This is a genomic window from Pseudomonas sp. DF11 (assembly GCF_058148565.1).
In genome coordinates, this window is the sequence record NZ_JBYVYN010000006.1 from 198,756 (window position 1) to 220,397 (window position 21,642).

The 21,642-nt window shown below is 63.7% G+C and carries 16 protein-coding genes; 2 read left to right on the forward strand and 14 right to left on the reverse strand.

All coding sequences use genetic code 11. The features are described 5' to 3' along the window. Positions 1 to 125 precede the first annotated feature (125 nt). The 9 genes from AC30D9_RS19065 to AC30D9_RS19105 all read right to left on the reverse strand — a co-directional run bounded on the left by AC30D9_RS19065 (position 126) and on the right by AC30D9_RS19105 (position 12,722). Positions 126 to 728 (reverse strand): glutathione S-transferase, encoded by a 603-nt coding sequence (locus AC30D9_RS19065; protein WP_307570982.1) that lies wholly within the window; start codon positions 726 to 728, stop codon positions 126 to 128. Then, positions 725 to 4,366: an AAA family ATPase gene (locus AC30D9_RS19070; protein WP_490144591.1), complete on the reverse strand. Its 3,642-nt coding sequence runs from the start codon at positions 4,364 to 4,366 to the stop codon at positions 725 to 727. The genes AC30D9_RS19065 and AC30D9_RS19070 overlap by 4 nt, the downstream gene beginning before the upstream one ends. After that, on the reverse strand, positions 4,363 to 5,607 hold the full coding sequence (locus AC30D9_RS19075) for an exonuclease SbcCD subunit D C-terminal domain-containing protein (RefSeq protein WP_490144592.1): 1,245 nt from the start codon (positions 5,605 to 5,607) through the stop codon (positions 4,363 to 4,365). Before AC30D9_RS19075 ends, AC30D9_RS19070 begins: the two co-directional genes overlap by 4 nt. A 271-nt stretch (positions 5,608 to 5,878) precedes the next feature. Next, a complete protein-coding gene (locus tag AC30D9_RS19080; RefSeq protein WP_490144593.1) occupies positions 5,879 to 7,516 on the reverse strand; it encodes a BatD family protein in 1,638 nt (545 codons plus the stop codon). Further along, positions 7,513 to 9,249: a tetratricopeptide repeat protein gene (locus tag AC30D9_RS19085; RefSeq protein ID WP_307570978.1), complete on the reverse strand. Its 1,737-nt coding sequence runs from the start codon at positions 9,247 to 9,249 to the stop codon at positions 7,513 to 7,515. Before AC30D9_RS19085 ends, AC30D9_RS19080 begins: the two co-directional genes overlap by 4 nt. Beyond that, entirely contained in the window at positions 9,246 to 10,325 is a 1,080-nt protein-coding gene (locus tag AC30D9_RS19090) for a vWA domain-containing protein (protein ID WP_490144594.1), read from the reverse strand. Before AC30D9_RS19090 ends, AC30D9_RS19085 begins: the two co-directional genes overlap by 4 nt. Next, entirely contained in the window at positions 10,318 to 10,812 is a 495-nt protein-coding gene (locus AC30D9_RS19095) for a DUF4381 domain-containing protein (RefSeq protein ID WP_490144595.1), read from the reverse strand. The genes AC30D9_RS19090 and AC30D9_RS19095 overlap by 8 nt, the downstream gene beginning before the upstream one ends. After that, complete coding sequence (locus AC30D9_RS19100; protein ID WP_134924017.1) at positions 10,809 to 11,753, reverse strand: DUF58 domain-containing protein; 945 nt, start codon at positions 11,751 to 11,753, stop codon at positions 10,809 to 10,811. The genes AC30D9_RS19095 and AC30D9_RS19100 overlap by 4 nt, the downstream gene beginning before the upstream one ends. A gap of 9 nt (positions 11,754 to 11,762) precedes the next feature. Beyond that, positions 11,763 to 12,722 (reverse strand): AAA family ATPase, encoded by a 960-nt coding sequence (locus AC30D9_RS19105; protein WP_109756072.1) that lies wholly within the window; start codon positions 12,720 to 12,722, stop codon positions 11,763 to 11,765. A gap of 529 nt (positions 12,723 to 13,251) precedes the next feature. On the opposite strand from AC30D9_RS19105, the gene AC30D9_RS19110 reads away from it, so the two are divergent. After that, positions 13,252 to 13,620 carry a DUF6124 family protein gene (locus AC30D9_RS19110; protein WP_490144596.1) on the forward strand — a complete coding sequence of 123 codons (369 nt, stop codon included), beginning with the start codon at positions 13,252 to 13,254 and terminating at the stop codon, positions 13,618 to 13,620. A gap of 164 nt (positions 13,621 to 13,784) precedes the next feature. Here the strand turns inward: AC30D9_RS19110 and AC30D9_RS19115 are convergent, their stop codons facing one another. From AC30D9_RS19115 to AC30D9_RS19135, 5 genes are all read right to left on the reverse strand, one after another. Next, a complete protein-coding gene (locus AC30D9_RS19115; protein WP_307570973.1) occupies positions 13,785 to 14,762 on the reverse strand; it encodes a 2-hydroxyacid dehydrogenase in 978 nt (325 codons plus the stop codon). A 12-nt stretch (positions 14,763 to 14,774) separates the two neighbouring features. Beyond that, entirely contained in the window at positions 14,775 to 16,073 is a 1,299-nt protein-coding gene (locus AC30D9_RS19120) for an MFS transporter (protein WP_490144597.1), read from the reverse strand. Between the two features lie 91 nt (positions 16,074 to 16,164). Continuing rightward, positions 16,165 to 17,139, reverse strand: coding sequence for a sugar kinase (locus AC30D9_RS19125; RefSeq protein ID WP_490144598.1), 975 nt, complete (start codon positions 17,137 to 17,139; stop codon positions 16,165 to 16,167). Continuing rightward, on the reverse strand, positions 17,132 to 17,914 hold the full coding sequence (locus AC30D9_RS19130) for a sugar phosphate isomerase/epimerase family protein (RefSeq protein WP_490144599.1): 783 nt from the start codon (positions 17,912 to 17,914) through the stop codon (positions 17,132 to 17,134). The genes AC30D9_RS19125 and AC30D9_RS19130 overlap by 8 nt, the downstream gene beginning before the upstream one ends. A 147-nt stretch (positions 17,915 to 18,061) precedes the next feature. Further along, the gene (locus tag AC30D9_RS19135) at positions 18,062 to 19,087 is read right to left on the reverse strand and encodes a LacI family DNA-binding transcriptional regulator (RefSeq protein WP_307570968.1); all 1,026 of its coding nucleotides are present in this window, start codon (positions 19,085 to 19,087) and stop codon (positions 18,062 to 18,064) included. A 254-nt stretch (positions 19,088 to 19,341) separates the two neighbouring features. Between AC30D9_RS19135 and AC30D9_RS19140 the strand changes: the two genes are divergently transcribed. Continuing rightward, the gene (locus AC30D9_RS19140) at positions 19,342 to 21,495 is read left to right on the forward strand and encodes a WG repeat-containing protein (protein WP_307570967.1); all 2,154 of its coding nucleotides are present in this window, start codon (positions 19,342 to 19,344) and stop codon (positions 21,493 to 21,495) included. The last annotated feature ends 147 nt before the right edge of the window (positions 21,496 to 21,642 follow it).

A 21,642-nucleotide genomic window follows, 5' to 3' on the forward strand; every position in this document is an offset into this window, starting at 1 on the left:
TGGGTCGCGAAGCGGCCCCAAAGCTACCAACCCGGTGTGTCAGGTTGATCAGGTTGTCACTTTGAGGGGCTGCTGCGCAGCCCAGCGGGGATAAATCCCCTCGCCACAGGGCTGTGTGCAGGCAGTTACTTGGCCATGATCGCCACGAACAGCTCGGACTCCAGAAGATGCCGCAGCCATTGCCGTAGATGAGGGTAGGGCGCCTGGGCGAACCATTCACGGTCGACATGGGCGAACTGGCGCACGAACGGCAACAGCGCCACGTCGGCCAGGCTCTGGTGATCCGCCGCCAGGAATGGCCGGGTTTCAAGCAATGCTTCCAGCCGGCGCAGAAAGACCTCGCCCTCGGCCCGATAGTGCTCCACCGAGTGTTCAGGATGGCGCTCAGGGTATTTGTAGCGGTTCAGATGCAGCTTGAAGACCTGGTCGTTTTCCTCGATCAACGCTGCCGTCAACGCCTGGCCTTCGGGTTCACCGAGCAATCTCCAATTATCCGGGTCCTGCTGCGCCAAGGCCCAGCGCATGATTTCCAGGCTTTCATCGATCACCCGGCCATCGACCTGCAGCACCGGCACCGTGCCCTTGCTGGAGAGTGCGAGCATCTCGGCGGGCTTGGCCTTCAAGCTGACTTCGACCATCGCAAGCTTCACCGCACTGTAGCGCAACGCCATGCGCGCCCGCATCGCGTAGGGGCAGCGGCGAAAGGAATAGAGCGTGGCGTGGCTCATGTCACCTCCACCGTGCTCAAGCCGTTGCCCTGGCGCCGGACCTGGATCTGTACCGGGATCCGCTCATGCATTTCCTGCACATGGGAAATCACCGCGACCTTGCGCCCCTGAGCCTGCAACCCGTCGAGGGCATCCATCGCCAGTTGCAGGGATTCGGGGTCGAGGCTGCCGAAGCCTTCGTCGATGAACAGCGATTCGATCTTCAGTGTGCTGGACGCCATCGAGGCCAGGCCCAACGCCAGGGCGAGGGAGACCAGGAAAGTCTCGCCGCCGGACAACGAATGCACCGAGCGCAGTTCATCGCCCATTTCCGTGTCCATCACCAGCAGCCCGAGCATGCTGCCGCCGCGCTTGAGCCGGTAGCGGCGCACCAATTGCCGCAGTTGGGCGTTGGCGTGGTGCACCAGCAAATCGAGGTTGTAGGCCTGGGCCAGCTTGCGGAAGCGGTCGCCGGTGGCCGAGCCGATCAGGGCATCGAGTCGCGCCCAGCGCTGGTATTCGCCATAGGCCTGTTCGATCTGCTGGGCCAGGGCCTGGTTGGCGTTCTGCCGGCGCTGGTCCTCGGCCTGTTCGGCGCGCAATTCGGCGCAACGCTGCTCACTGGCGGCGAACTGGACCTGCAAGTCGGCGAGGGCCTGGGCGAGTTGGTCGGGCGCCAGGTTGCCGTTGTGCTGGGCCTGGTGGCTTTGCAGGCGCTGCTCGCGTTCGGTGAGCAGTACGCGGGCCTGTTCGATGGCTTTCTCGCTGTTGAGCAAGTGTTGGCGCAACTGGCTGACGTGCTGTTCGTCGAGGCTGAGCAGGGCCTCCAGGGAAGCGTCGTCCAGTTCGGGATGGGTCGTGCGCCATTGCGCGATGCCCGTTGCCAGCGCCTGCAGTTCGCTGTCCAGGGACTGGGCCTGTTCCTGCCGGGCCTTGAGTTCGGCGGCCAGTTGCACGAGGTTGTTGCGCAATTGCTGCAGCTGTTGATTGGCCGCTGCTTCGCCAAGACGAGCCTGTTCCAGGGCCTGATCGAGTTGTTGCTGCCACTGTTCGGCGCTGGCGTGTGAGCCCAACAGGTGTGTGAGTTTTTCCTGGCAGACGTGATGTTGTTCGGTCAGGGCCTTGAACTGCTGCTGCGCCGACTCCAATTGCTGCACGCGGGTCTGCTGGCGGTCCTGTTCCTTCTCCAGGGTTTGCTGGCGCTGAAGCTGTTCGCCGAGTTCGTCGCGCTGCTGTTCCAATTGCTCCAGGCGTTGGGCGATCTGCTGGTCGAGCTGCATGAAGGTGGCGGCGGGCTCGGTGCGCAAGGCCTGCAATGTGTCGGCTGGCAACAAGGCGCTGAAGTGATGCAACTCATCGTCCAGGCGCTGGCGATCACGGGCCAGTTCCTGCTGCTGGTTGCTCAACTGCTGTGATGCCTGCTGGCTGGCCGTTTCGGCATTGCGCAGTTGCTGCGCCAGGCGCGCGGCGTCCTGTTGCAGGGTCAGCAGGGCGGTTTGCCGTTGTTCGTCCTGGTTGATGTGCTGGTGCAACTGGCTGTTCTGCTGCGCGAGCCAGGCGTCGCGTTTGTTCGAATCCTGGGCCAGCAATTGCGTCGACAGCGGGTGGGCTTCAAGGCTGGGCGCCAGGCTTTGTTGCTGGGCGGCGAGTTGTTCCTGCTGCTGCTTGAGCTCCTTGAGTTGGGCGATGACGCCACTGTATTGGGCCCGCAGGTCGATGACTTTTTCATTGAGCAGGTCGACGGCCTTGCGGGCGTTGGCCTCTTCGGTTTCATCGAAGCGCCCGAGGCTTTGCAGCAGGGCTTCGGGCTGATGGTAAGGATGCTCGACGCTGCCGCACACTGGGCACGGTTGCTCGTCCTGCAACTGCGCGCGCAGTTGCTCGACGCTTTCACTGCGGGCCAGGCGTTGACGTTCCAGCAGTTCCCGGGTGACGGTCAGGGTCTGTTCGGCAATGGTCAGTTCGGCCTTGGCTTCGCCGCCTTCACGCACCAACCGGTCACGTTCCTGCAGCGCTCGTTGCTGGCGCTGCTCAAGCTCGGCCCCGCGTTTGTCCAACTCTTGCTGAGTGGCCCACAGTCGGGTCAGGTCTTCGAAGGCGCGCAATTGCTTGCGGTTGTCTTGCAGCAGGTTGCCGAGCAACTGGATCTGTTCGGCCACCGCGTCCGGTTCAGCGCCGGCTTCTTTGTAGAGCACTTCGAGGTTTTGTCGCTGGTTTGCCAGCGCCTCGACGGCGCGCGCGGCGCTTTGTTCCAGTGCGGTGAGTTCGGCCTGGCCCTTGTTCAAGCGATTGCCGATCAGCATCAGTTGTTGGAGGCGATCGCGATAGGCGTTCCAGGCATCGCTCAGCGGTGCCAGGTGCGTGCTTTGTTCAAGTTCGCCGGCGATACGCTGCAAGCGCTCGGCCACCAGCCTTTGCTGTTCGAGCAGGCTGTCAATCGTGCGTTGGCCTTCGCTGCAAGCTTGTTGCGCCTGTTCCTGGCGCTCGGCGCCCTGGCTGACGTCCCTGGCGAGGCGGGCGAGGGTACTTTGCTCGTCGAAGGCCTGACGCAGCAACGGGACACTGTCGCTGCTGTGCTGGCGAGCGGTGGTCAGTGCCAGTTGCGCATTGGCCAGGTCCTTCTCCAGCGTGGTCTGCTGGGCCTGCAGGTCGATCTGCTGCTGGGTGAGCTGCTGGATCTGCACCGCCAACGGTTCGAGCTGGCGGGTCAGTTCCGTCTGGCGAATGAACTGATGTCGCTGGGGCGCCAGTTGTTCCAGGCGGGTCAGTTTCAGGCGTTCGTCGGCCAGGGCGTCCCAATCGGCTTGGGCCTGGTGCAGTTGTTCGGCGGCGCTGGTCTGTTCGTCCTGCAACTGGCGCAGGTCCTTGAGCCAGGTGAGTTGCAGCTCCAACTGCTTGAGTTGTGCCTGCTGGGCCTTGAGTTGCTGCTGGGCGTCGTTGAAGCGCTGGTCCAGCTCGGCCCGGGCCTCAGGGGGCAGCGGGGTGACGCCAGTGGCCTGGTCCTGCAACTGCTTGTGGGTTTCCTTGGCTTGCTTGGCCTTGTCGAAGGCGCGCCGGCCGAGGCGGGTGTACAGGGCGGTGTCGGTGAGCTTTTCCAGCAGTTCGCTGCGGTCGTTGTCATCGGCCTTGAGAAAGGCGCTGAACTCGCTTTGGGCCAGCAGCACGGCGCGGGTGAACTGTTCGAAGTTCAGGCCCAGGGCGGCTTCGAGCTGGGCCTTGTATTCGCCTTTCTGGCTCGCCAGCAGTTGATCGTTGTCCAGGTCTCGCAGGCTCTGGCGGCTGGCTTGCAACTTGCCGCCGGCCTTTTCCCGGGCGCGATTGGCTTCCCAGCGGGCCCGATAGCGACGCCCGTCGATGCCGCGAAAATCCACTTCGGCATAGCCATCGCCCGTGCCACGGCGCAACAGCGTGCGCGGATCGCCGGTGGCGATTTCTCCATCGACGTCCGGCACCTTGGCGTCGCGCCCGGTGTTATTGAGGCGCGGCACGGCGCCGAACAGCGCCAGGCACAAGGCGTCGAGCAGGGTGCTCTTGCCGGCGCCCGTGGGGCCGGTAATGGCGAACAAACCGGCACTGGCCAAGGGTTCTGCAGTGAAATCGATTTCGAAAGGCCCGGCCAGGGAGGCGAGGTTCTTGAGGCGGATCGCGAGAATCTTCATGGTTGCTCGCTCTCCATCTGCACGTCTTGCAACAGCACGGCAAAATCCTTGAGGGTCTGTTCGTCCACTTCGTTGCCGTAGGTGTCCTGCCAGGCACGGCTGAACAGTTCCTGCGGGCTGAGTTGATCGAGCTCGATCAGCGCCGCGCCGTCGTCGGCACTGCCGCTGCCAGCGTTGCCGGCGTACTCGGCGGCGATCCGCACCAGCCGCACGGCCTTGCCTTGCAGCGCGGTTTCCACCTGATGACGCAGGTCTGGCTGCGGCTCGTCGAGGCGTACCCGGACCTCCAGCCAGGGCTGGCGCTGGACGTCGGCCAGCAGGTCGATGTCCGGCAGGTCCTTGAGTTGCACCAGGATCTCGGCCAGCGGTGCCGGACCCAGGCGTTGCAGGTTGACCGCCCGGGGAATCAGCCGGGGTTCGACCTTGACCAGGGTTGCGCCGTCCAGGGTGATGTCGAGGATCTGATGCTGATAGCCGATCTCCGAGAACGACAGTGGAATCGGCGAGCCGCTGTAGCGGATGCGCTCTTCACCGTTGACCTTTTGCGGCTTGTGCAAGTGGCCAAGGGCAACGTAGCTGATGCTCGGGCCGAACAGGCTGGCGGGCAGGGCTTCGGCATTGCCGATGATCAGGCTGCGTTCGGAGTCCTCGGACACCGAACCACCGGCCATGTGTGCGTGACTGATGGCGATCAGCGCCTGGCCTTTCTTGCGTTTGCCGTTGGCAGCGGCGATCAGCCATTCATGGACCTGGCCGATACCGCGCAGGTAGTCATCGCCCAGTTGCGCGCCGGTGACTTCGGCGGGGCGCAGGAACGGCAGGGCCAGGCACCACGCCTTGACCTTGCCCTTGGCGTCGGGCAATGGCAGCAGCAGGCGTTCGACGTCCAATTGGCCGTCGTCCAGCCACAACACCCGGCCCAGGGCGTGGGTGCGCAAGCGGCGCATCAGCGGCGCCGGCAACTCGATCCGCGAGCCGGAGTCATGGTTGCCGGCGATCATCACGATGGTCAGGTTGGCGTTTTGTTCATGGGCGCTGACGATGAAATCGTAGAGCCGCTCCTGGGCTTTGACCGGTGGGTTGACGGTGTCGAAGATATCCCCGGCGATCAGCAGCACGTCAGGTTTTTCACTGGCCAGTTGACGCAACAGCCAGTCGAGGAAACAGCCGTGTTCGAAGTCGCGTTCCTGACCGTGCAGGTTTTGCCCCAGGTGCCAGTCGGAGGTGTGAAACAGACGCAAGGCAAACTCCAGAAAACAGATGATGGCCGCGGTGAAGAGAAGGGCGGCTAAAAGAAGGAGAGTTTACTGGGAAACCGGGCAGAGGACCCGTGCAACTTCCAGATGATCTGACACCGATGCTTGTGGCGAGGGGATTTATCCCCGCTGGGCTGCGCAGCAGCCCCTCAAAGGGACAACCTGACACACCGGCTTGGTAGCTTTGGGGCCGCTTCGCAGCCCAGCGGGGATAAATCCCCTCGCCACAAAAGCGCTATCTCCCGAAAATCGTGGGTTACTTGGGGTAAAGCGGCGGCAATCCCGAATCGCCCGCCGAATCCAGAGCCCCTTCGGTGGGCGGGATGGTGCGAATGGCCCGCCACAGGTCTTCGCCTTGCCAATGCTGGCCGGTTTCGCTGTAGAGCGCGCCGTTGAGGCCGTCGAGGGCGTCGGACAGCGGCACGAACCGCGCCGCCATGTCGGCCAGGGTTTCCGGTTGCTGCCGGGCCCAGGCGTCCAGAGCCTGGCGGGTGGCGTGGGGATCGTTGGCCAGGCAGGCGCGCTTGAGGTCGTCCAGCAGAGTGCGCGGACTCGGCCCGGCCTGGGTCGAGCGCAGGATGGCCGGCTGCCAACGGGCGCGCCACCACAAGCCGAAGCCGAGCAGCGTCGTGCAGGCCAGGATGACGGTGCTCAGTTGCCAATACCACAGGGTCTCGTTGTCGACCGTTGTCACGATCTGCGCCGTGCCCGCCGGCGTATCCACCATCAGACTCGGATTGTTCGCCACTTGCAGGGTCCGCGCCGGGAGACTGGTGCGGTCCAGGTGGTCTTCCAGGGTGTTCCACCAGACCACTTCCACCGGCGGCAATTCGATGGTGCCGCTGCGGTTGGGCACCAGCGCCTCGCGGTCTTCGCGGCTGCCCACCAGCCCGCGTTCACTGCTGCGGCTGCTGAGTACCGGTTGGTCCGGATAGCGCCGCAAACCATTGATCTCGGTGGCCGGCAGGGGCGGCAACTGGGCGCTGGCCAGGCCTTCGGCTTCCAGGGTCAGGCTGCGCGTCAGGGAATCGCCGACCTGGCTGTGGGTCGGTTCGGGGCTCCAGCTCTCACTCAAGGACAGGCTGCGTGCTGGCAGCCAGGGCACATCGGCTGGGTAGCTGGCCGGCTTGGGGTCGACGGTCAGCCGCAGTTGTTCGGAGCTGACGCGCATCAGTTGGCCGGGTTTCGGCCCCGAAGGCACTGCGTCCTGGGCCACCGGCTCGACCAGGGTGGCGCTGAAGGTCTGGGACGGAATCGTCAGTTCGCCGCTGCGCTGCGGGTAGATGCCGTAGCGCAGTTCGATCACGCCGTGGCGCACATCGTTGATGACTTTTTCATAGGTGCGCGATTCGCCCAGTTGTTCGGTGCGAGCATCGGGGATGTGCAACGGCGTCAGGCTACTGTCGTCGTACAGCGACACCGAATGGTAGATGCGCAGGGTCAGGATCGCCTGGGCCTGCACATACACGTGGGTCTGGTCGAGACTGGCCTCGATGAACACCGGCGCCAGGGTCCCCGATGCGTTGCGGGTTTCGCTTTCGATCACTTGCAAGGTGATCGGCTGGCTGGCCACTTCGCCCAGTTGCAGCGGGGGAATGATCACGGTGCCGCTCTGGCGCGGCAGCAGCGTGATGATCCAGCGGGTAGTGGCGCGGTTCTCACCGTCGAGGGTCGTCAACTGGTTGACCTGGCGGGTGCCGCGCACATCGAACAGGGCCTGGAGCGGGGCGAGATCGGGTTTGCCGAACAACGTGGCATCGTTGGATTCCAGGGTCAGCTCCACCGTTTCCCCGGAGTTCAGGCGGCTGCGATCCACACTGGCAGTCAACTGTGCTGCCTGGGTTCCAGAGGCCCAGAGCAGCAAGACAAGGAGGTAGGCGGTGAAGCGGGTCATGGGTTTTTTCCCTGGGCCTGATGGCTTTGCTGTTCGTACCAGAATTTACGCCTGAGCAGCTCGCCAGGATTGTCCGGGATCTGGCGCAGCCATTGTTCCAGGGCCTGGCGTTGTTCTTCGTCATTGCGCTGGCCAGCGGCGGGGCGCAGCGGCGGGGTGGTGGTCTGCTCGTCCGGCAGCTCGCTGCCCGGTACATCCTGGGCGGTGGGCGGTTGGGCCGTCCGTGGAGGCTGGGCTTCGTCTGGCGTCGCGGTTGCCTCGGAGGAGGGTTGTCCCGGTTCGGAAGACTGGCTGGTTGAATCGGTATCCGGCGCTTGCTCGGCGGGGCCCGGCTCCGCGTTTTCGCTGGGCTTGGGTTCTTGCGTCGGTGGTGTCTGCTCGTTCAGCAGGCTCTGTACCAGGGCCTTGTTGGTCTGGGCAGGACGCAGGTCGGGTTGCAACTCCAGGGCTTGTTCGTAGGCATCCAGTGCCGCTTCCAGCTCACCGCTGCGGGCCAGGGCGTTGCCACGATTGTAGTGCGCGCGGGCGTCGTTGCCTTCGGCGAAGCGCCGGGCGGCTTCGCTGTATTGGCCGGCTTCGTACAGGGCAACGCCTTGCCACTGGCTGTCCTCGAAATGCGCGGCGGCCTCGGCGGGGCGTTTTTGCTTGAGTAAGTGCTGGCCCTGTTGGTCGGCGCGCAGCCACAGGTCCTGGAATTCGAAGGCGTGGCCGGTTTGCGGCAACACGAACAGCAGCGGCAGGCAGAACAGCCAGCCTCGCCGCCCGGCGCAGGCGGCCAGCAGCAACAGGGGCAGGAGCAGCCAATAGCCCTGGTCGGCCCAGGTGTCCAGGCGCAACGTCTGTCCGTCGCTGCGCAGATGGCGAGGGCCGTCCAGCAGGCCCAGGCCGCGCAGGTCGCTGTCGTCCAGCCGCGCCGGCCGGTAGCGACCGTCCAACTCGTTGGCGAAGGCCTTGAGGCCCGGGCTGTCCAGGCGTGGCACCAGGATCGCACCCTGGGCATCCTTGAGGTAACTGCCATCTTCCTGGGCCACCGGTGCGCCTTCCCGGGTACCGATACCCAGCATCAACCATTGCGTGGCGGAACCATCGAGCACCTGGCGAATGCCTTCGCGTTCCTGCTCGTTCAGCGACGAGCCGATCAGCAGGATCCGGCCGTGGCCGAGCTCACCCTGATCCAGCAGGGCCATGGCCTTGTGGACCGCCAGGTCGGCGCGATGACCGCCCTGGGGCATGATCGACGGGGCGAGGGCTTCGAGCAGGTTGGCGCTGGTGGACAGGTCGTCGGACAGCGGCACCAGCGTGTGGGCGCTGCCGGCATAGACGATGATCGCGGTCTGGGCATCGCTGCGGTTGTGCAGCAGGTCCAGGACCTTGCGCCGGGCTTGTTCCAGGCGCGTGGGCGGGACATCGGTGGCGAGCATTTCCGGGGTCAGTTCCAGTACCACCACCAGCGGGTCGGCGGGTTTCTGGCTGGTCTGTTCGACCCGCGCCCAGCTCGGCCCCAGCAACGCCAGCACGATCAACAGCCAGCCCAGTCCCAGGGCAATCCACGGCAACCGGCTTTCACGGCCACTGCCACCGCTGAGCAGCACGGCATGGAAGGCAGGCGGCAAGATCATCTGCCAGCGACCCACCCGTTTCTGTCGATGCCACAGTTGCCAGAGCAACCAGCCCAGCAACGGCAGCAGCAACACGAACCAGGGGCGCAGCCAGTGTGGCCAGAGGGCGATCATCGACGCCTCCGCAAGCGCAGGCGTTTGAGCCGTTGGCGCCACTCGGTGTGTTGGGCCGGCTGGAACAGCGGCTGGTTGAACAGGCGTTGCAACGGATTGTCCGGCCAGCGCGCCCGGGCCACCAGCAACATGCTCAACAGCAGCGCAACGGTCAGGGGCCAGTGATACAGCGCCAGGGCCGGGCGGGCCTGGGTCGGTTGCTGGGTCACCGGTTCGAGCTGGTCGAGGGTGGTCTTGATCGCCAGCAATTGCTCACCGTCCTGGGCCCGAAAATAGCGACCGCCCGTGGCCTGGGCAATGTCTTTGAGGGTTGGTTCGTCGAGGTCCAGGCTCGGGTTGACGCCCAGAAAGCCCGCCGTGCCGCTTTGTTCCGGGTCGGCACCGATGCCGATCGGATAGATTTTCACACCTTCGTCGGCGGCCAGTCGCGCGGCGGTCAGCGGGTCGATTTCGCCGCCGTTGTTGGCACCGTCGGTAACCAGGATCAATACGCGACTGTGGGCCGGCCGCTGGCGCAGGCGCTTGAGGGCCAGGCCGATGGCGTCGCCGATGGCGGTATTCTTGCCAGCGATGCCGATGCGTGCCTCATCGAGCCAATGGCGCACGGTGCGCCGGTCGAAGGTCAGCGGTGCCTGCAAGTAGGCCTGGCTGCCGAACAGGATCAGGCCGACCCGGTCACCTTCGCGCCCTTCGAGAAAATCCCCGAGCATATGCTGGACCAGTGCGAGGCGACTGACTTCTTCGTCTTTCCACTGCATGTCGGGGAAGTCCATGGAGCCCGAGACATCCACCGCCACCAACAGGTCGCGGCCGCTGGCGGCAATGGGCAACGGTTCCCCCAACCACTGCGGCCGGGCAGCGGCGATCAGTAACAGCAGCCAGAGCAGGATGAAGGGCGCCTGTTGCCGCCAGGTCGGCAGATTGGCCCGGGCTCGACGGCCCACCAGGCCTTCCAGGTCGCCGAGGAAGCTGACCTTGAGCGCCGGCTCGCCACTGTCGGCCGCCGGCAGCACCAGGCGCATCAGCCAGGGCAGCGGCAACAGGGCGAACACCCATGGCCAGGCGAACTCAAACATGTTTGCGAATCCAGATTTCCACCGCCTGGGTCAGGCCGGCGATGGCTTTGTCGTCGAGCTTGCATTCGGGCTTGTAGGCGCCTTCCACCAGTACCATCCAGCGCGTCAGGCCGGCGGCCGGGCAACGGTTATCCAGGAAGGCCAGCCATTTACGCCCGTTGAGGGTGTGGCTCTGGCTGTAGGGATAATGGTTGCGACACAGGCGCTTGAGCAGCCCGTTGAGCTGTTGCAGCCAGGCACCGGCCGGTGCGCCGTCGTAGGGCTTGGGCAGCCGGGCGAGTTCGGCCAGGGCGGCCAGGCGCAACGGGTCCAGGGGTTGCTCGCTACGGGCGGTGGCGCGCTTGGCGGGAATGAACCGGCGCAATTGCCACAGCCCCAGACCCAGCAACGGCAATACCACCAGCAGCAACCACCAGCCCGGCGCGGGCGGCCAGAACCCAATGGGGGGCGGCGCTATCAGCGGCTGCAATTGATCCAGGTTGCTCATCGGCTTTTCCCGGCCCGCTTGGGGTTCAGGTATTCGCGCAGTTGTTCGACCATGTCGCCCTGGGTGCTCAGGGGCATCATCAGGACCCGCAGTTTCTGCGTCAGCAGTTCCCAGCGCTCCTGGCGCGCCTCGGCCTGGGCGCGATAGGCCTGGCGCAGTTCGAAATTCAGGGTGTCGAGCTCCAACTGTGAACCGCGTTGGGCGAAACGCAACAGGCCGGCGGCGGGCAGGGCATGATCCAGTGGGTCCGACAGCGGCAACAGCAGCAGGTCGCAATGGCGCGACAGCAGGCTCAGTTGCTGCTCGGCGCTGTCGGACAATGCGCGCTCGTCGCAAATCACGATCACCAGGCTGCCGGGCCGCAGCACTTCCCGGGCCCGGCGCAGGGCGATGCCGAACGAGTCGCGGTCCGGCTCGCCCTCGGTGTGCAGTGACTGATTGACCCGCACCAGCCGATTGAGCAATTGCAACAGGCTCTGTTTGCTGCGCCGCGGCTTGACCTCGTAATGGGTGTTATTGCCGAACACCAGGCCGCCGACCCGGTCGTTGTGTCCCAGCGCGGCCCAGCCGATCAGGCTGGCGGCCTGGGCGGCGAGCACCGACTTGAACATCAGTCCCGAGCCGAAGAACAGCCGGTGGCTTTGCTCGATCATGATGAAGATCGGCCGCTCGCGTTCTTCGTGGAACAGTTTGGTGTGGGGTTCCTGGGTTCGGGCGGTGACGCGCCAGTCAATGGTGCGCACATCGTCGCCGGCCTGGTAGACCCGCACCTGGTCGAAATCCACCCCGCGCCCGCGCAGCTTGGAATGGTGCAGGCCGATCAGCGGGCTGCGCTGGCCGGGTGTCGAGAACAATTGCACCTCGCGCACGCGATGGCGCATCTCGATCAGCTCCGAAAGGCTGACGCGGATGCCCGGTGCGGACGTCAGTGGGTTATTCATGACTCATGCTCAAGCGACAGCGACGACGTCGAGAATCCGCTGCACGACCCGGTCCTGGTCGATGCCGGCGGCTTCGGCTTCGAACGACAGGATGATGCGATGGCGCAGCACGTCGAACAGCACGGCCTGGATATCTTCCGGGCTGACAAAGTCGCGTCCGGCCAGCCAGGCATGGGCACGGGCGCAGCGGTCAAGGGCAATGGAGCCCCGTGGGCTGGCGCCGTAGGCGATCCACTCGGCCATTTCCGGATCGAACTTGGCCGGGTTGCGGGTGGCCATGATCAGTTGCACCAGGTACTCCTCCACGGCGTCGGCCATGTACAAGCCGAGGATTTCCTTGCGCGCGGAGAAAATCGCCTGCTGGCTCACGCGGCGTTCGGGCTTGGTCTCGCCGTTCAGCGCTTCACCCCGGGCCTGCTGGAGGATGCGGCGTTCCACCGTGGCATCGGGAAAGCCGATCTTGACGTGCATCAGGAAGCGGTCGAGCTGGGCTTCGGGCAGCGGGTAGGTACCTTCCTGCTCGATCGGGTTCTGCGTGGCCATTACCAGGAACAGCGGTGACAGTTCATAGGTGCTGCGCCCGACGCTGACCTGGCGCTCGGCCATGGCTTCGAGCAAGGCCGACTGGACCTTGGCCGGGGCGCGGTTGATTTCGTCCGCCAGCACCAGGTTGTGAAAGATCGGCCCTTGCTGGAACACGAAGCTGCCGGTTTCCGGGCGATAGATTTCCGTGCCGGTGATATCGGCGGGCAGCAGGTCGGGGGTGAACTGGATGCGATGGAACTGCGCTTCGATGCCCTCGGCCAGCTCTTTGATGGCCTTGGTCTTGGCCAGCCCAGGCGCGCCTTCCACCAGCATGTGGCCGTCGGCGAGCAGGGCGATGAGCAGGCGCTCGATGAGTTTTTCCTGGCCGAGAATCTGCGTTGAAAGAAAGGTTCGCAGCGCCAGCAGCGCTTCACGATGTTCCATCGATGACTGTTCCTGGAAAGGGTGGCCCAGGCGTTCGGATAACGCCGGGGCTGGGGGCGTTACTTTAATGCATGGCGGGGGTTGGCGACTAACGGGATTTTGATCGGCCGTGTGAATTGTGATCGGCTTGGAATCATTGTGGGGGGAGCTTGCTCCCGCTTGAGTTGCAAAGCACACAAAATGGGGGGGTGTTTATCCGGACGTAGGAGTGCTCTGGAACAGGCTACGTGGTCTTGCGCCATTGCCTACAACTACGCCAGAATCCGCCGGCTTGTGCGCTTGGGAGGCAGGTTCTATCGTTTCCGGGTCGCTGATGAATCAGCGATCGGGTTTGGTAGCCCGGCTCTCCACATGACGCAAGCGTCACTTGTTACAAATGCATCTCAGCATTTGTTTGATGGTGGCCATGCGTAGGGCGCTCTCGAGCGCGCCGGAGTTCATGTGGGCCGGTCTACCAACCTTCGTATGGCCGCCACCCTCGTTTGGTAGCGAGGTGGTGGTTCCTCCTATCCCACATGAGGTTCTACTTATGTTCAAAGCTACCCCCAATCCCCCGGACACCGATCCGACCTCACTGCGCCCAAAAACCAAGTCCCAAAAACACGACGAAGTCACCGACCGAGTCCTCGACCATTACCTAAACCCCAAACCGGGCAAACCCGAAGCAGAACCTGCCCCCGGCCAACTCTTCGCCGTCAACAAAGACATCGACACCGAAAGCTTGCTTGCCAACCTCAGCGAAACCCTGGCTTCGGCAAATGCCATGGCCAATGATCTGGCTTTCGACCTGGACGGTTCACGCCGGCATTTCCTCCTGGGTATTCAGCAACTGATCGAACTGGGCAGCCTGCTGGCGAACCGTGCACTGGACAACATCGAAACCTGTCAGCCGACATAGCCCCCGTGGCGAGGGAGCTTGCTCCCGCTGGGCTGTGCAGCAGCCCCAAACCGAGCCGGCGCGGTTCCCCATACACACCGCGCCCGCCGGGCCTGCGACTGCTGCGCAGCCGAACGGGAGCAAGCTCCCTCGCCACAGAAGCGCTGCTGTGCTCGGATGATTGCTCAGCCTACCCACGCCCCCGCATTCACCAGATTCACCGGCCGCTCCCCCGCCAATGCCGCCAACAGGTTGTCCACCGCACAGCGCGCCATCGCCTCCCGTGTCTCGTGGGTGGCCGAGCCCATGTGCGGCGTTGCCACCACGTTGTCCATCTGCAACAACGGCGAGTCCGCACTCAAGGGTTCGCGCTCGAAGACATCCAGCCCCGCGCCACGGATCTGTCCGTTGCGCAGGGCGTCGATCAGTGCCGCTTCGTCCACCACCTTGCCCCGGGAGATATTGATGAAGATGCTCTCGGGGCGCATCCGTGCAAAGGCTTGTGCCCCGATCAGCCCTTGGGTCTCGGCGGTCAAGGGCAAGGTCAGGCAAATGAAATCCGCCTGGCGCAACAGCGTTTCGAGGCTGCAGTAACGTGCGCCGAAACGCTGTTCTACCGCGGGTTTGGGTGAATGGCTGTGGTAGATCACCGGCATGCCAAAGCCAAAATGTCCGCGCTGGGCCAAGGCTTCGCCGATGCGGCCCATGCCGATGATGCCCAGGGTCTTGCCGTGGACATCGCTGCCAAAATGCTTGGGGCCGATGCTCTGTTGCCACTGCCCGGCGCGAACCAGGTTGGCCAGTTCCACCACCCGTCGAGCTGTTGCCAGGATCAGGGCGAAGCCGGTGTCCGCAGTGGTTTCGGTCAGCACGTCCGGGGTATTGGTGAGCAGGATCCTGCGTTCGGTCAGATAGTCGATGTCGTAGTTGTCGACCCCCACCGAGACGCTGGCGATGGCTTGCAGGTTCGGCGCCAGGTCCAGCAGTGGCGCATCCAGCTTCAGGCTGGCTCCCAGCAGGCCGTGGGCACCAGGCAAGGCGTCGCGCAGTTGGGCCAGGCCTTGCTCATCGAGACGCTCGATGAGAGTGACCTGGGCCTGCGCTTGCAGGCGATCCATCAGTTGCGCCGAGAGCGCTTTGTACAACACCACGTGCTTTTTCATGGGGGTCTCGATTCAGGAGTGGGCGGGGGCCGATTGCGGCGTCGCGGTTTTCGATTCGGTCCGGTCACTGGCGCCGGGCTTGAGAGCGAGGGTCAGCACCACTGACAGCAGCAACGCGCCGCTCATCAGCAGGAAGGACATGCCGGGGGAGCCGGTGGTGCCGTTGAGGTAGCCCACCAGGTACGAGCCGCCGAACGAACCCAGCGCGCCCATGCTGTTGATCAACGCCATGGCACCGCCAGCGACATTGGCCGGGAGGATTTCCGGAACGATGGCGAAGAACGGACCGTATGGCGCATACATGCAAGCGCCGGCGACCACCAGCAAGCCATAGGACCACCAGAAATGCTCGGCCCCCAGCAGGTAGGAGGCGTAGAACGCGACGGAGGCGATCAGCAGCGGCGGCCAGACAAAACGCTTGCGCTTCTGCGCCTTGTCCGACGCCCAGGACACCGCCAGCATGCCGATCACCGCCGCCAGGTAAGGCAAGGATGACAGCCACCCAGCCTCGACCATGTTCATCTGCAGGCCAGCCTTGAGGATCGACGGCAACCACAGCACGAACCCGTAGACCCCGATGCTCCAGCAGAAAAACTGCAGCGCCAGGATGATGACCTTGGGCGAGCGGAAGGCCTCGGCGTAGTTTTTCACCGCCTTGATGCCGACCTGTTCGGCCGCCAGGGCGCTTTCCAGGTCCTGCTTTTCCTGGTCGCTGAGCCACTTGGCCTGGGCCGGACGATCATCGGCCAGGCGCCACCAGACAAAGGCCCACAGCACGGCCGGCAGGCCTTCGATGATGAACATCCAGCGCCAGTCGAATTGCTGCACCAGATAACCCGAGACCACCGACATCCACAGCATGGTTACCGGGTTGCCGAGGATCAGGAAGGTGTTGGCGCGCGAGCGTTCGGCCCGGGTGAACCAGTGGCACAGATACACCAGCATGGCCGGCATCACGGCAGCTTCGACCACGCCGAGCATGAAGCGGATCACGATCAACCAGTACGCGTTGGAGACCACGCCCGTCAGCGTCGCCAGCGAGCCCCAGAGGATCAGGCTGACGAAGATCAGCTTCTTCACGCTGTGTTTCTGCGCGTAGATCGCCCCCGGGACCTGGAAGAAAAAATAGCCGAGGAAAAACAGTGCACCCAGCAGCGACGATAGACCCGGGGTGATCATCAGGTCCTTGGCCATGCCCGAGGCCGCGGCAAATCCATAGTTGGCCCGGTCCAGATAGGCCAGGCTGTAGGTGATGAACACAATGGGCATGATGTACCACCAGCGGCGGGTGGCGAGGTTGAGCGTTTGCATGTCTGTGACTCCTGAGCTTGTTGTTTTTGTTGCAGCAGGTGTGTGTTGCGGTGGCTCTATTGCGAGCAGGCTCGCTCCCACAGGGTTAACGTCAACCGCTGTGGGAACGAGCCTGCTCGCGATGGGCTGTTTCAAATTCAGTCGATAATTCAATGCGGGTCGGCAACCCCTCCATGTCCCCGCGGTTCTGCACCGCGCGGCTGCCAATCCAGTTGGCGCGCTGCACGGCTTGGGTGATGGCGCGGCCTTCGAGCAGCGCACTGATCAGGCCGACCGCGAAGCCATCGCCAGCGCCCACGGTGTCCACCACCTGGGCCACTGGCACGCCGGCGACAACGCCCTGGTCAAGCTGTGTGCGGTAATAGGCGCCATCCGCGCCGAGCTTGATCACGACGATTTCGGCACCTTGGTCCAGATAGAACGCGGCAATGTCGGCCGGGTCGTCGAAACCGGTCAGCAAGCGGCCTTCGCCGAGCCCCGGCAAGACCCAGTGGGCGAGGGCGGCGAGGCGATTGATTTCGCGAATCATCATCGACTCGCTGGCCCACAGGCTCGGTCGCAGGTTGGGATCGAAGGACAGGCTGCGGCCGGCCTCGCGCATCCGCATCATCAATTCAAAGGACATCTCACGGGCCGTGACCGACAGCGCCGGGACGATGCCGGTGGCGTGCAAGTGGCGGGCTTCAAGCAGCGCGGGCGCGATGGCTTCGACCGACAGATGACTGGCCGCCGAGCCGCGACGGAAATACTCGACTTGCGGGTCGCTGCCATCATCGCTACGGGATTTGAACTGGAACCCGGTGGGGTGGGCTGTATCGACCGCCACGTGGCGGCAATCCAGGCCTTCGTTTTCCAGCGTCTGCACCACGAAGCGTCCCAGGGAGTCAGCACCGACCCGGCTCAGCCACGCCACCTTGAAGCCCAGTCGCGACAGACCGATGGCCACGTTGCTGTCGGCCCCGGCGATGCGCTTGTGGAACTGCTCGACACTGGCCAGGTCACCGCACTGGTTGGCCACCAGCATCGCCATGGTTTCGCCGAACGACAACACATCGAACTCAGGCATGGGCAGGCTCCCGGCGCGATTGCCCGAGGTGGGCAAGGGTGGCGACATGGCCAGCGGTCAATTGCAGCAAGTCATCGCCTTGCAACGGGTATTCGGCGGCGCGCATTACACCGGCGGGCATGTGTTTGAGCAGTTGTTCCCACAGATGCAGGTCTGCCATCCCCGGGGGCACCGCGATCAGTTTGCCGTCGGCGCGCCGGGCCACGGCCTTGCAATGCACATAAGCCACATACCGTCCGAGCTGCCGGGCGGCCACGGCGGCCGATTGGTCCTGCCATTGCCAGTTGCCGATGTCGAAGGTCATGCCGATGGGCAATGTTTGCTGCTCTACGGCGGTGAAAAAACGTTGCAACGGTTCGATCCGTCCACCCTGCAAGGTCTGGTCGTTTTCCACCAGCAACTGCACCGGGCTCGTGGCGAGTACGTGGGCCAGTGCCGACAGGTCATTGGAGTCGGTGAAATGCCCGAGAGAGACTTTCAGCCACGCCGAGCCGAACGCTTCGCAGCGTTGCAGGGCAACGGCCAGGGCGGGGTTGGGCCTGGCCTGGCCGGCGAGCCACAGCTCCAGCGGCGACGAGAAAATACTCTGCAGTCCCTGGGCGCGGGCGCGAGCGGCCAGCTCGGCGGGCTGTTCGGTGGTGAGCAATTCTTCGCGCCATTCAATGCGCGAGGCACCGGCGGCGGCCAGCAGGTCAATGAAACTGCCTTGGCCGTGTTGCCGCACCAGGTCGGCGCCGTAGCTGGAAAGGCTGATGGAGACGGGTGGGTTGTGCATTGTTTTTATACCTCTGAAACCGGTTTCAGTTTTGTCCAAAAAAAAGGTCGTGCCTGAGGGCCCTATCGCGAGCAGGCTCGCTCCCACAGGGGACTTCCAGTGGCGCAGATCCAGTGTGGGAGCGAGCCTGCTCGCGATAGGGCCTGATCACCGACCATTTCCCCGCGTCGACCCACGCTCGATCAGCCGCGCCGCAAAATCCAGGGTTCGCACCGGCCCGTTATCGCCGCGCAAACGCTTGAGCAAACACTCGAACGCGCTGGCGCCGATCTCGGCCGTCGGTTGGGCCAGGGCGGTGATGCCGCTGCCCACCAGCGGGTACCAGTCCAGATCGTCGAGGGCGATCAGGCCCACGTCGTCGAACAAGTGGCAACCCAGGTCGCGCAGTATCGTCGTGGCGGCCAGCGCGGCAATGCCATTGGCACAGAACAGCGCCTTGGGGCCTTGGCCTGGCTGGTCCAGGAAGGCCTTGATGCGTGCGCTCAATTGGTCGCAGGTTTCCACCACGGCGCCGCTCAGGGCCGGGCGTCGCTCGATGCCGGCCTTGAAACTCTCGACCCGCTCGATTCGCGAACTGGTGCCATCGAACGGCTCGGTCACCAGCAACAGATCACGGTAGCCCCGTTGTTCAAGGTGATCGAGGGCCATCTCGATGGCGGCCGGGTTATCGAGGCCGACCAGATCGCTGTCGAGCCGATCGACCTTGCGATCCACCAGCACCAGAGGCATTTCGCTGCGCAGTTCAAACAGTTCGTCGCGGTGATGCCCCAGGGTGTTTACGATCAGCCCTTCGATGTTGTAGGCGCGCAACAACGCCAGGTGCTGGCGTTCCTGCTCGTCATCGCGGTCGGTGTTGCACACCACCAGGCTATAGCCATGGCGCCGGCAGGCGGTTTCCACGCCATGCATCACGGCAATTGAATAAGGGTTGCGGATATCGGCCACCAGCATGCCGATCAGGCGTGTACGCCCGCGCTTGAGGCCTCGGGCCATCTGGTTCGGGCGGTAGCCCAGCTCGCTGATCGCCTGCTCGATGCGCCGGGCGATGGCCTCGGAGAGCAGGGCGCGGTCCTCGCCAATGAAGCGCGAGACGCTGGCCTTGGAGACACCAGCGCGTTCGGCGACGTCGAGCATGGTCACGCGGCTGCGCTGGGCGGCGGAGAATGAGTTCACGGATTGAAACCTGCTTATTGGATTTATTAGTGGTTCTGAAACCGGTTTCAGGAAACACCAGAACCCAATCGGACGTCAAGGGCGACGTGTCAGAGGTACGACCGACGGCGGTTCACTTCAGCCAGACAATGGCGACGATCCAGGCAGGTCGCCAGGCCGAAGTAACAGAACAAGCCCTCCAGGCGATTTGCAGCGCGTAAGGCCGTGTGGTTAGCTGCCTGCCTTCCCCAACCCCTTTGACGACCGAAGCCTCCATGAATTTTTCCCAGCCTCGCGTGAGATTGCTGTCGATACTGAGCGTGACCTTGTTGGTGGTGGGCTGTGCGTCCTATTACCTGTTTCGCCACAGCGGCGCGCCGGTGGATGAAGGTTTCGCCGCCGAGCAACTGAATGAAGGGGGCATGGAAGACATCGGCACGCTGGCACTGCCCGAGGTGGAGAAACGCCTCAATTATTTGATTCAGGACACCGGTGAAACCCTCCGCTCCCTGGAGCTGCTCAGTGACGCGCAATTGAGCCTGAGTATTGAGACGACCGAGCCGGCCCACGAGCAGCCGTTGCAGTACGAGCCGCTGTTTGTCCCATTCACCAGTGCGCAACTGAAAGCTGAACTGGCGTCGATCCAGGGCCTGCGTTTTGCCCAGAGGTTATTCGCCGACGGTTCCGAAGTGAGGCTCGACACCAGCAGCCTCGATCCGCTCTGGAAGCGCGCCGCTACGCCGGATGAGCCGACGGCCGAGCAGTACCTGCCGCAGCGCCTGCGGTTTCGCGATGGCAGCGAAAAAACCTTCGCCGATCTCAAGGCGCCGCCCAAGGTCGAGTCCGACGACGTGATCTCGTCCCATGACACTTTCCCGCTCTCAGTCAACAAACCCTTGGCGAGTCTCGGCCTGACGGTCGCTTATCGCAGCTATCCGGCGTTCAAGAAAGTGGTGCTGGACAAGGATCACCCGAAAGTGACCCTGAACGACGGCCAGTCCTTCCAGCTCACTGCCCTGGGTGATGACAGCGCGTCCGTGCGGTTGAGTACACCGAAATTGTCGACCTTCGTGGTGCAGGGGCTGGATGATGCGGGCAGGGCGCTCTACAGCCACGGTAACAACTCCCGGGCGTTTCCCTCCGATGGCGATATCGCGGCGTTGCAGGGTTATTACAACGCGCTGCTCCAGACCAAGGACGATCTCGAGCAGCTCAAGACCGGCCAGGCGGTACAACAGCAACTGGAGCGCCTGACCGAGGCGCTGGCCGCTCAGGTGGGGCCGTTGAAAAACACCGAGGTCGACTATCAATTCGAGGCCACCCCACAACGTATCGTCATTCATGTGCTCGATCCGATGGAAGACAACTCCGTGGAGTTCACCCAGGTCGACAACGTCCTTGCAGCACAAACGCGTTACATCGCCCTGGACCGGAACGCCGAGCGCTACGGCTTCATCGACCAGGCCGGCCAGTGGTTGATCAAGCCCCGTTGGGTGCAGGTGCAAGATAGCCAGATGGCCGATACCTACACGTTGTTTTCCCCGGAAAAGTCCAGCGACCCGGATTCGGAGTGGCAGGCGTTGCGCAGCCAACTCGCCTATTTTCCTGCCGGCAGCAACAAGCTTGTGGACCTGCCGTTCGAATACATCACCGAGGCGTTGAGCAATGGCCTGCTGTTGGTGGAGCGGGAAACCAACGGACCTTATGGGCTCTACGATGCCAAGGGGCATCGTTTCGTATTGCCGATGAAATTCGTCAACCCCACCGTGACTGGCAACGTATTCATCGCCCGTCTCGGCAAACGAACCGATGTCATGGAAGGCCTCTACGGCGCCTATACCCTGGACGGCAAGGAAATCCTGCCGGCGCAGTTCTCAGGCATCGAGTACAGCGAGGGTTTGCTCTATGCCAGCTCTGCCGACCGGAGTCGTCAGAACGTTTTCGACCTGGACGGTAAACGGATCAACCTGCAGGGTGACAACGTGATAGGCCGGTTTGTCGGGCAACAACCGCTGCTGGTGCAGGACGCTAAAAGCAGGAAATTCGCTTTTATCGATCGCCAGGGTGAGCGGCTACCCATCAAGTTGCCGTATGACGAGGTGACGCCGTTTTCCAATGGCATGGCGGTGGTGGGACGCGAGGGTAGCTACGGTGCCATCGACCTGGCGGGCAGATTGCGGGTCCCGCTGGATTACGACCAGATCAGCGCGTTCCAGACCCGTTACGCCGCGGCCATCCCGGCCGGTGGTGGTTCCGGGCTGGTCTTGATCAGCCAGGACAACAAGGTGACCAAGGAACTGGGATCCTACACCAGCATGAAGGTGCCGGATAACGGCAATGAGGCCCGTTACTACGTGAGGGATCCGAGTAACAGTGACGAGTATCTGGTCTATGACGCCGATGGCAATCTCGTGCAGAAAGACGAATAAGAGCTGGCGCGCTGATCCTGTGGCGAGGGGATTTATCCCCGTTGGGCTGCGAAGCGGCCCCCGAACCAGGCAACTCGGTGTGCCAGGAAGATTGAATTAACTGCTTTAGGGCTGCTGCGCAGCCCAGCGGGGATAAATCCCCTCGCC

What these genes read in the sequence shown, in the direction of transcription:
- AC30D9_RS19105 (WP_109756072.1), bottom strand. Translation starts at nt 12,722, where the DNA reads ATGGAACATCGTGAAGCGCTGCTGGCGCTGCGAACCTTTCTTTCAACG.
- AC30D9_RS19070 (WP_490144591.1), bottom strand. Translation starts at nt 4,366, where the DNA reads ATGAAGATTCTCGCGATCCGCCTCAAGAACCTCGCCTCCCTGGCCGGG.
- AC30D9_RS19090 (WP_490144594.1), bottom strand. Translation starts at nt 10,325, where the DNA reads ATGTTTGAGTTCGCCTGGCCATGGGTGTTCGCCCTGTTGCCGCTGCCC.
- AC30D9_RS19140 (WP_307570967.1), top strand. Translation starts at nt 19,342, where the DNA reads ATGAATTTTTCCCAGCCTCGCGTGAGATTGCTGTCGATACTGAGCGTG.
- AC30D9_RS19125 (WP_490144598.1), bottom strand. Translation starts at nt 17,139, where the DNA reads ATGCCTGAGTTCGATGTGTTGTCGTTCGGCGAAACCATGGCGATGCTG.
- AC30D9_RS19080 (WP_490144593.1), bottom strand. Translation starts at nt 7,516, where the DNA reads ATGACCCGCTTCACCGCCTACCTCCTTGTCTTGCTGCTCTGGGCCTCT.
- AC30D9_RS19085 (WP_307570978.1), bottom strand. Translation starts at nt 9,249, where the DNA reads ATGATCGCCCTCTGGCCACACTGGCTGCGCCCCTGGTTCGTGTTGCTG.
- AC30D9_RS19100 (WP_134924017.1), bottom strand. Translation starts at nt 11,753, where the DNA reads ATGAATAACCCACTGACGTCCGCACCGGGCATCCGCGTCAGCCTTTCG.
- AC30D9_RS19115 (WP_307570973.1), bottom strand. Translation starts at nt 14,762, where the DNA reads ATGAAAAAGCACGTGGTGTTGTACAAAGCGCTCTCGGCGCAACTGATG.
- AC30D9_RS19120 (WP_490144597.1), bottom strand. Translation starts at nt 16,073, where the DNA reads ATGCAAACGCTCAACCTCGCCACCCGCCGCTGGTGGTACATCATGCCC.
- AC30D9_RS19095 (WP_490144595.1), bottom strand. Translation starts at nt 10,812, where the DNA reads ATGAGCAACCTGGATCAATTGCAGCCGCTGATAGCGCCGCCCCCCATT.
- AC30D9_RS19110 (WP_490144596.1), top strand. Translation starts at nt 13,252, where the DNA reads ATGTTCAAAGCTACCCCCAATCCCCCGGACACCGATCCGACCTCACTG.
- AC30D9_RS19130 (WP_490144599.1), bottom strand. Translation starts at nt 17,914, where the DNA reads ATGCACAACCCACCCGTCTCCATCAGCCTTTCCAGCTACGGCGCCGAC.
- AC30D9_RS19065 (WP_307570982.1), bottom strand. Translation starts at nt 728, where the DNA reads ATGAGCCACGCCACGCTCTATTCCTTTCGCCGCTGCCCCTACGCGATG.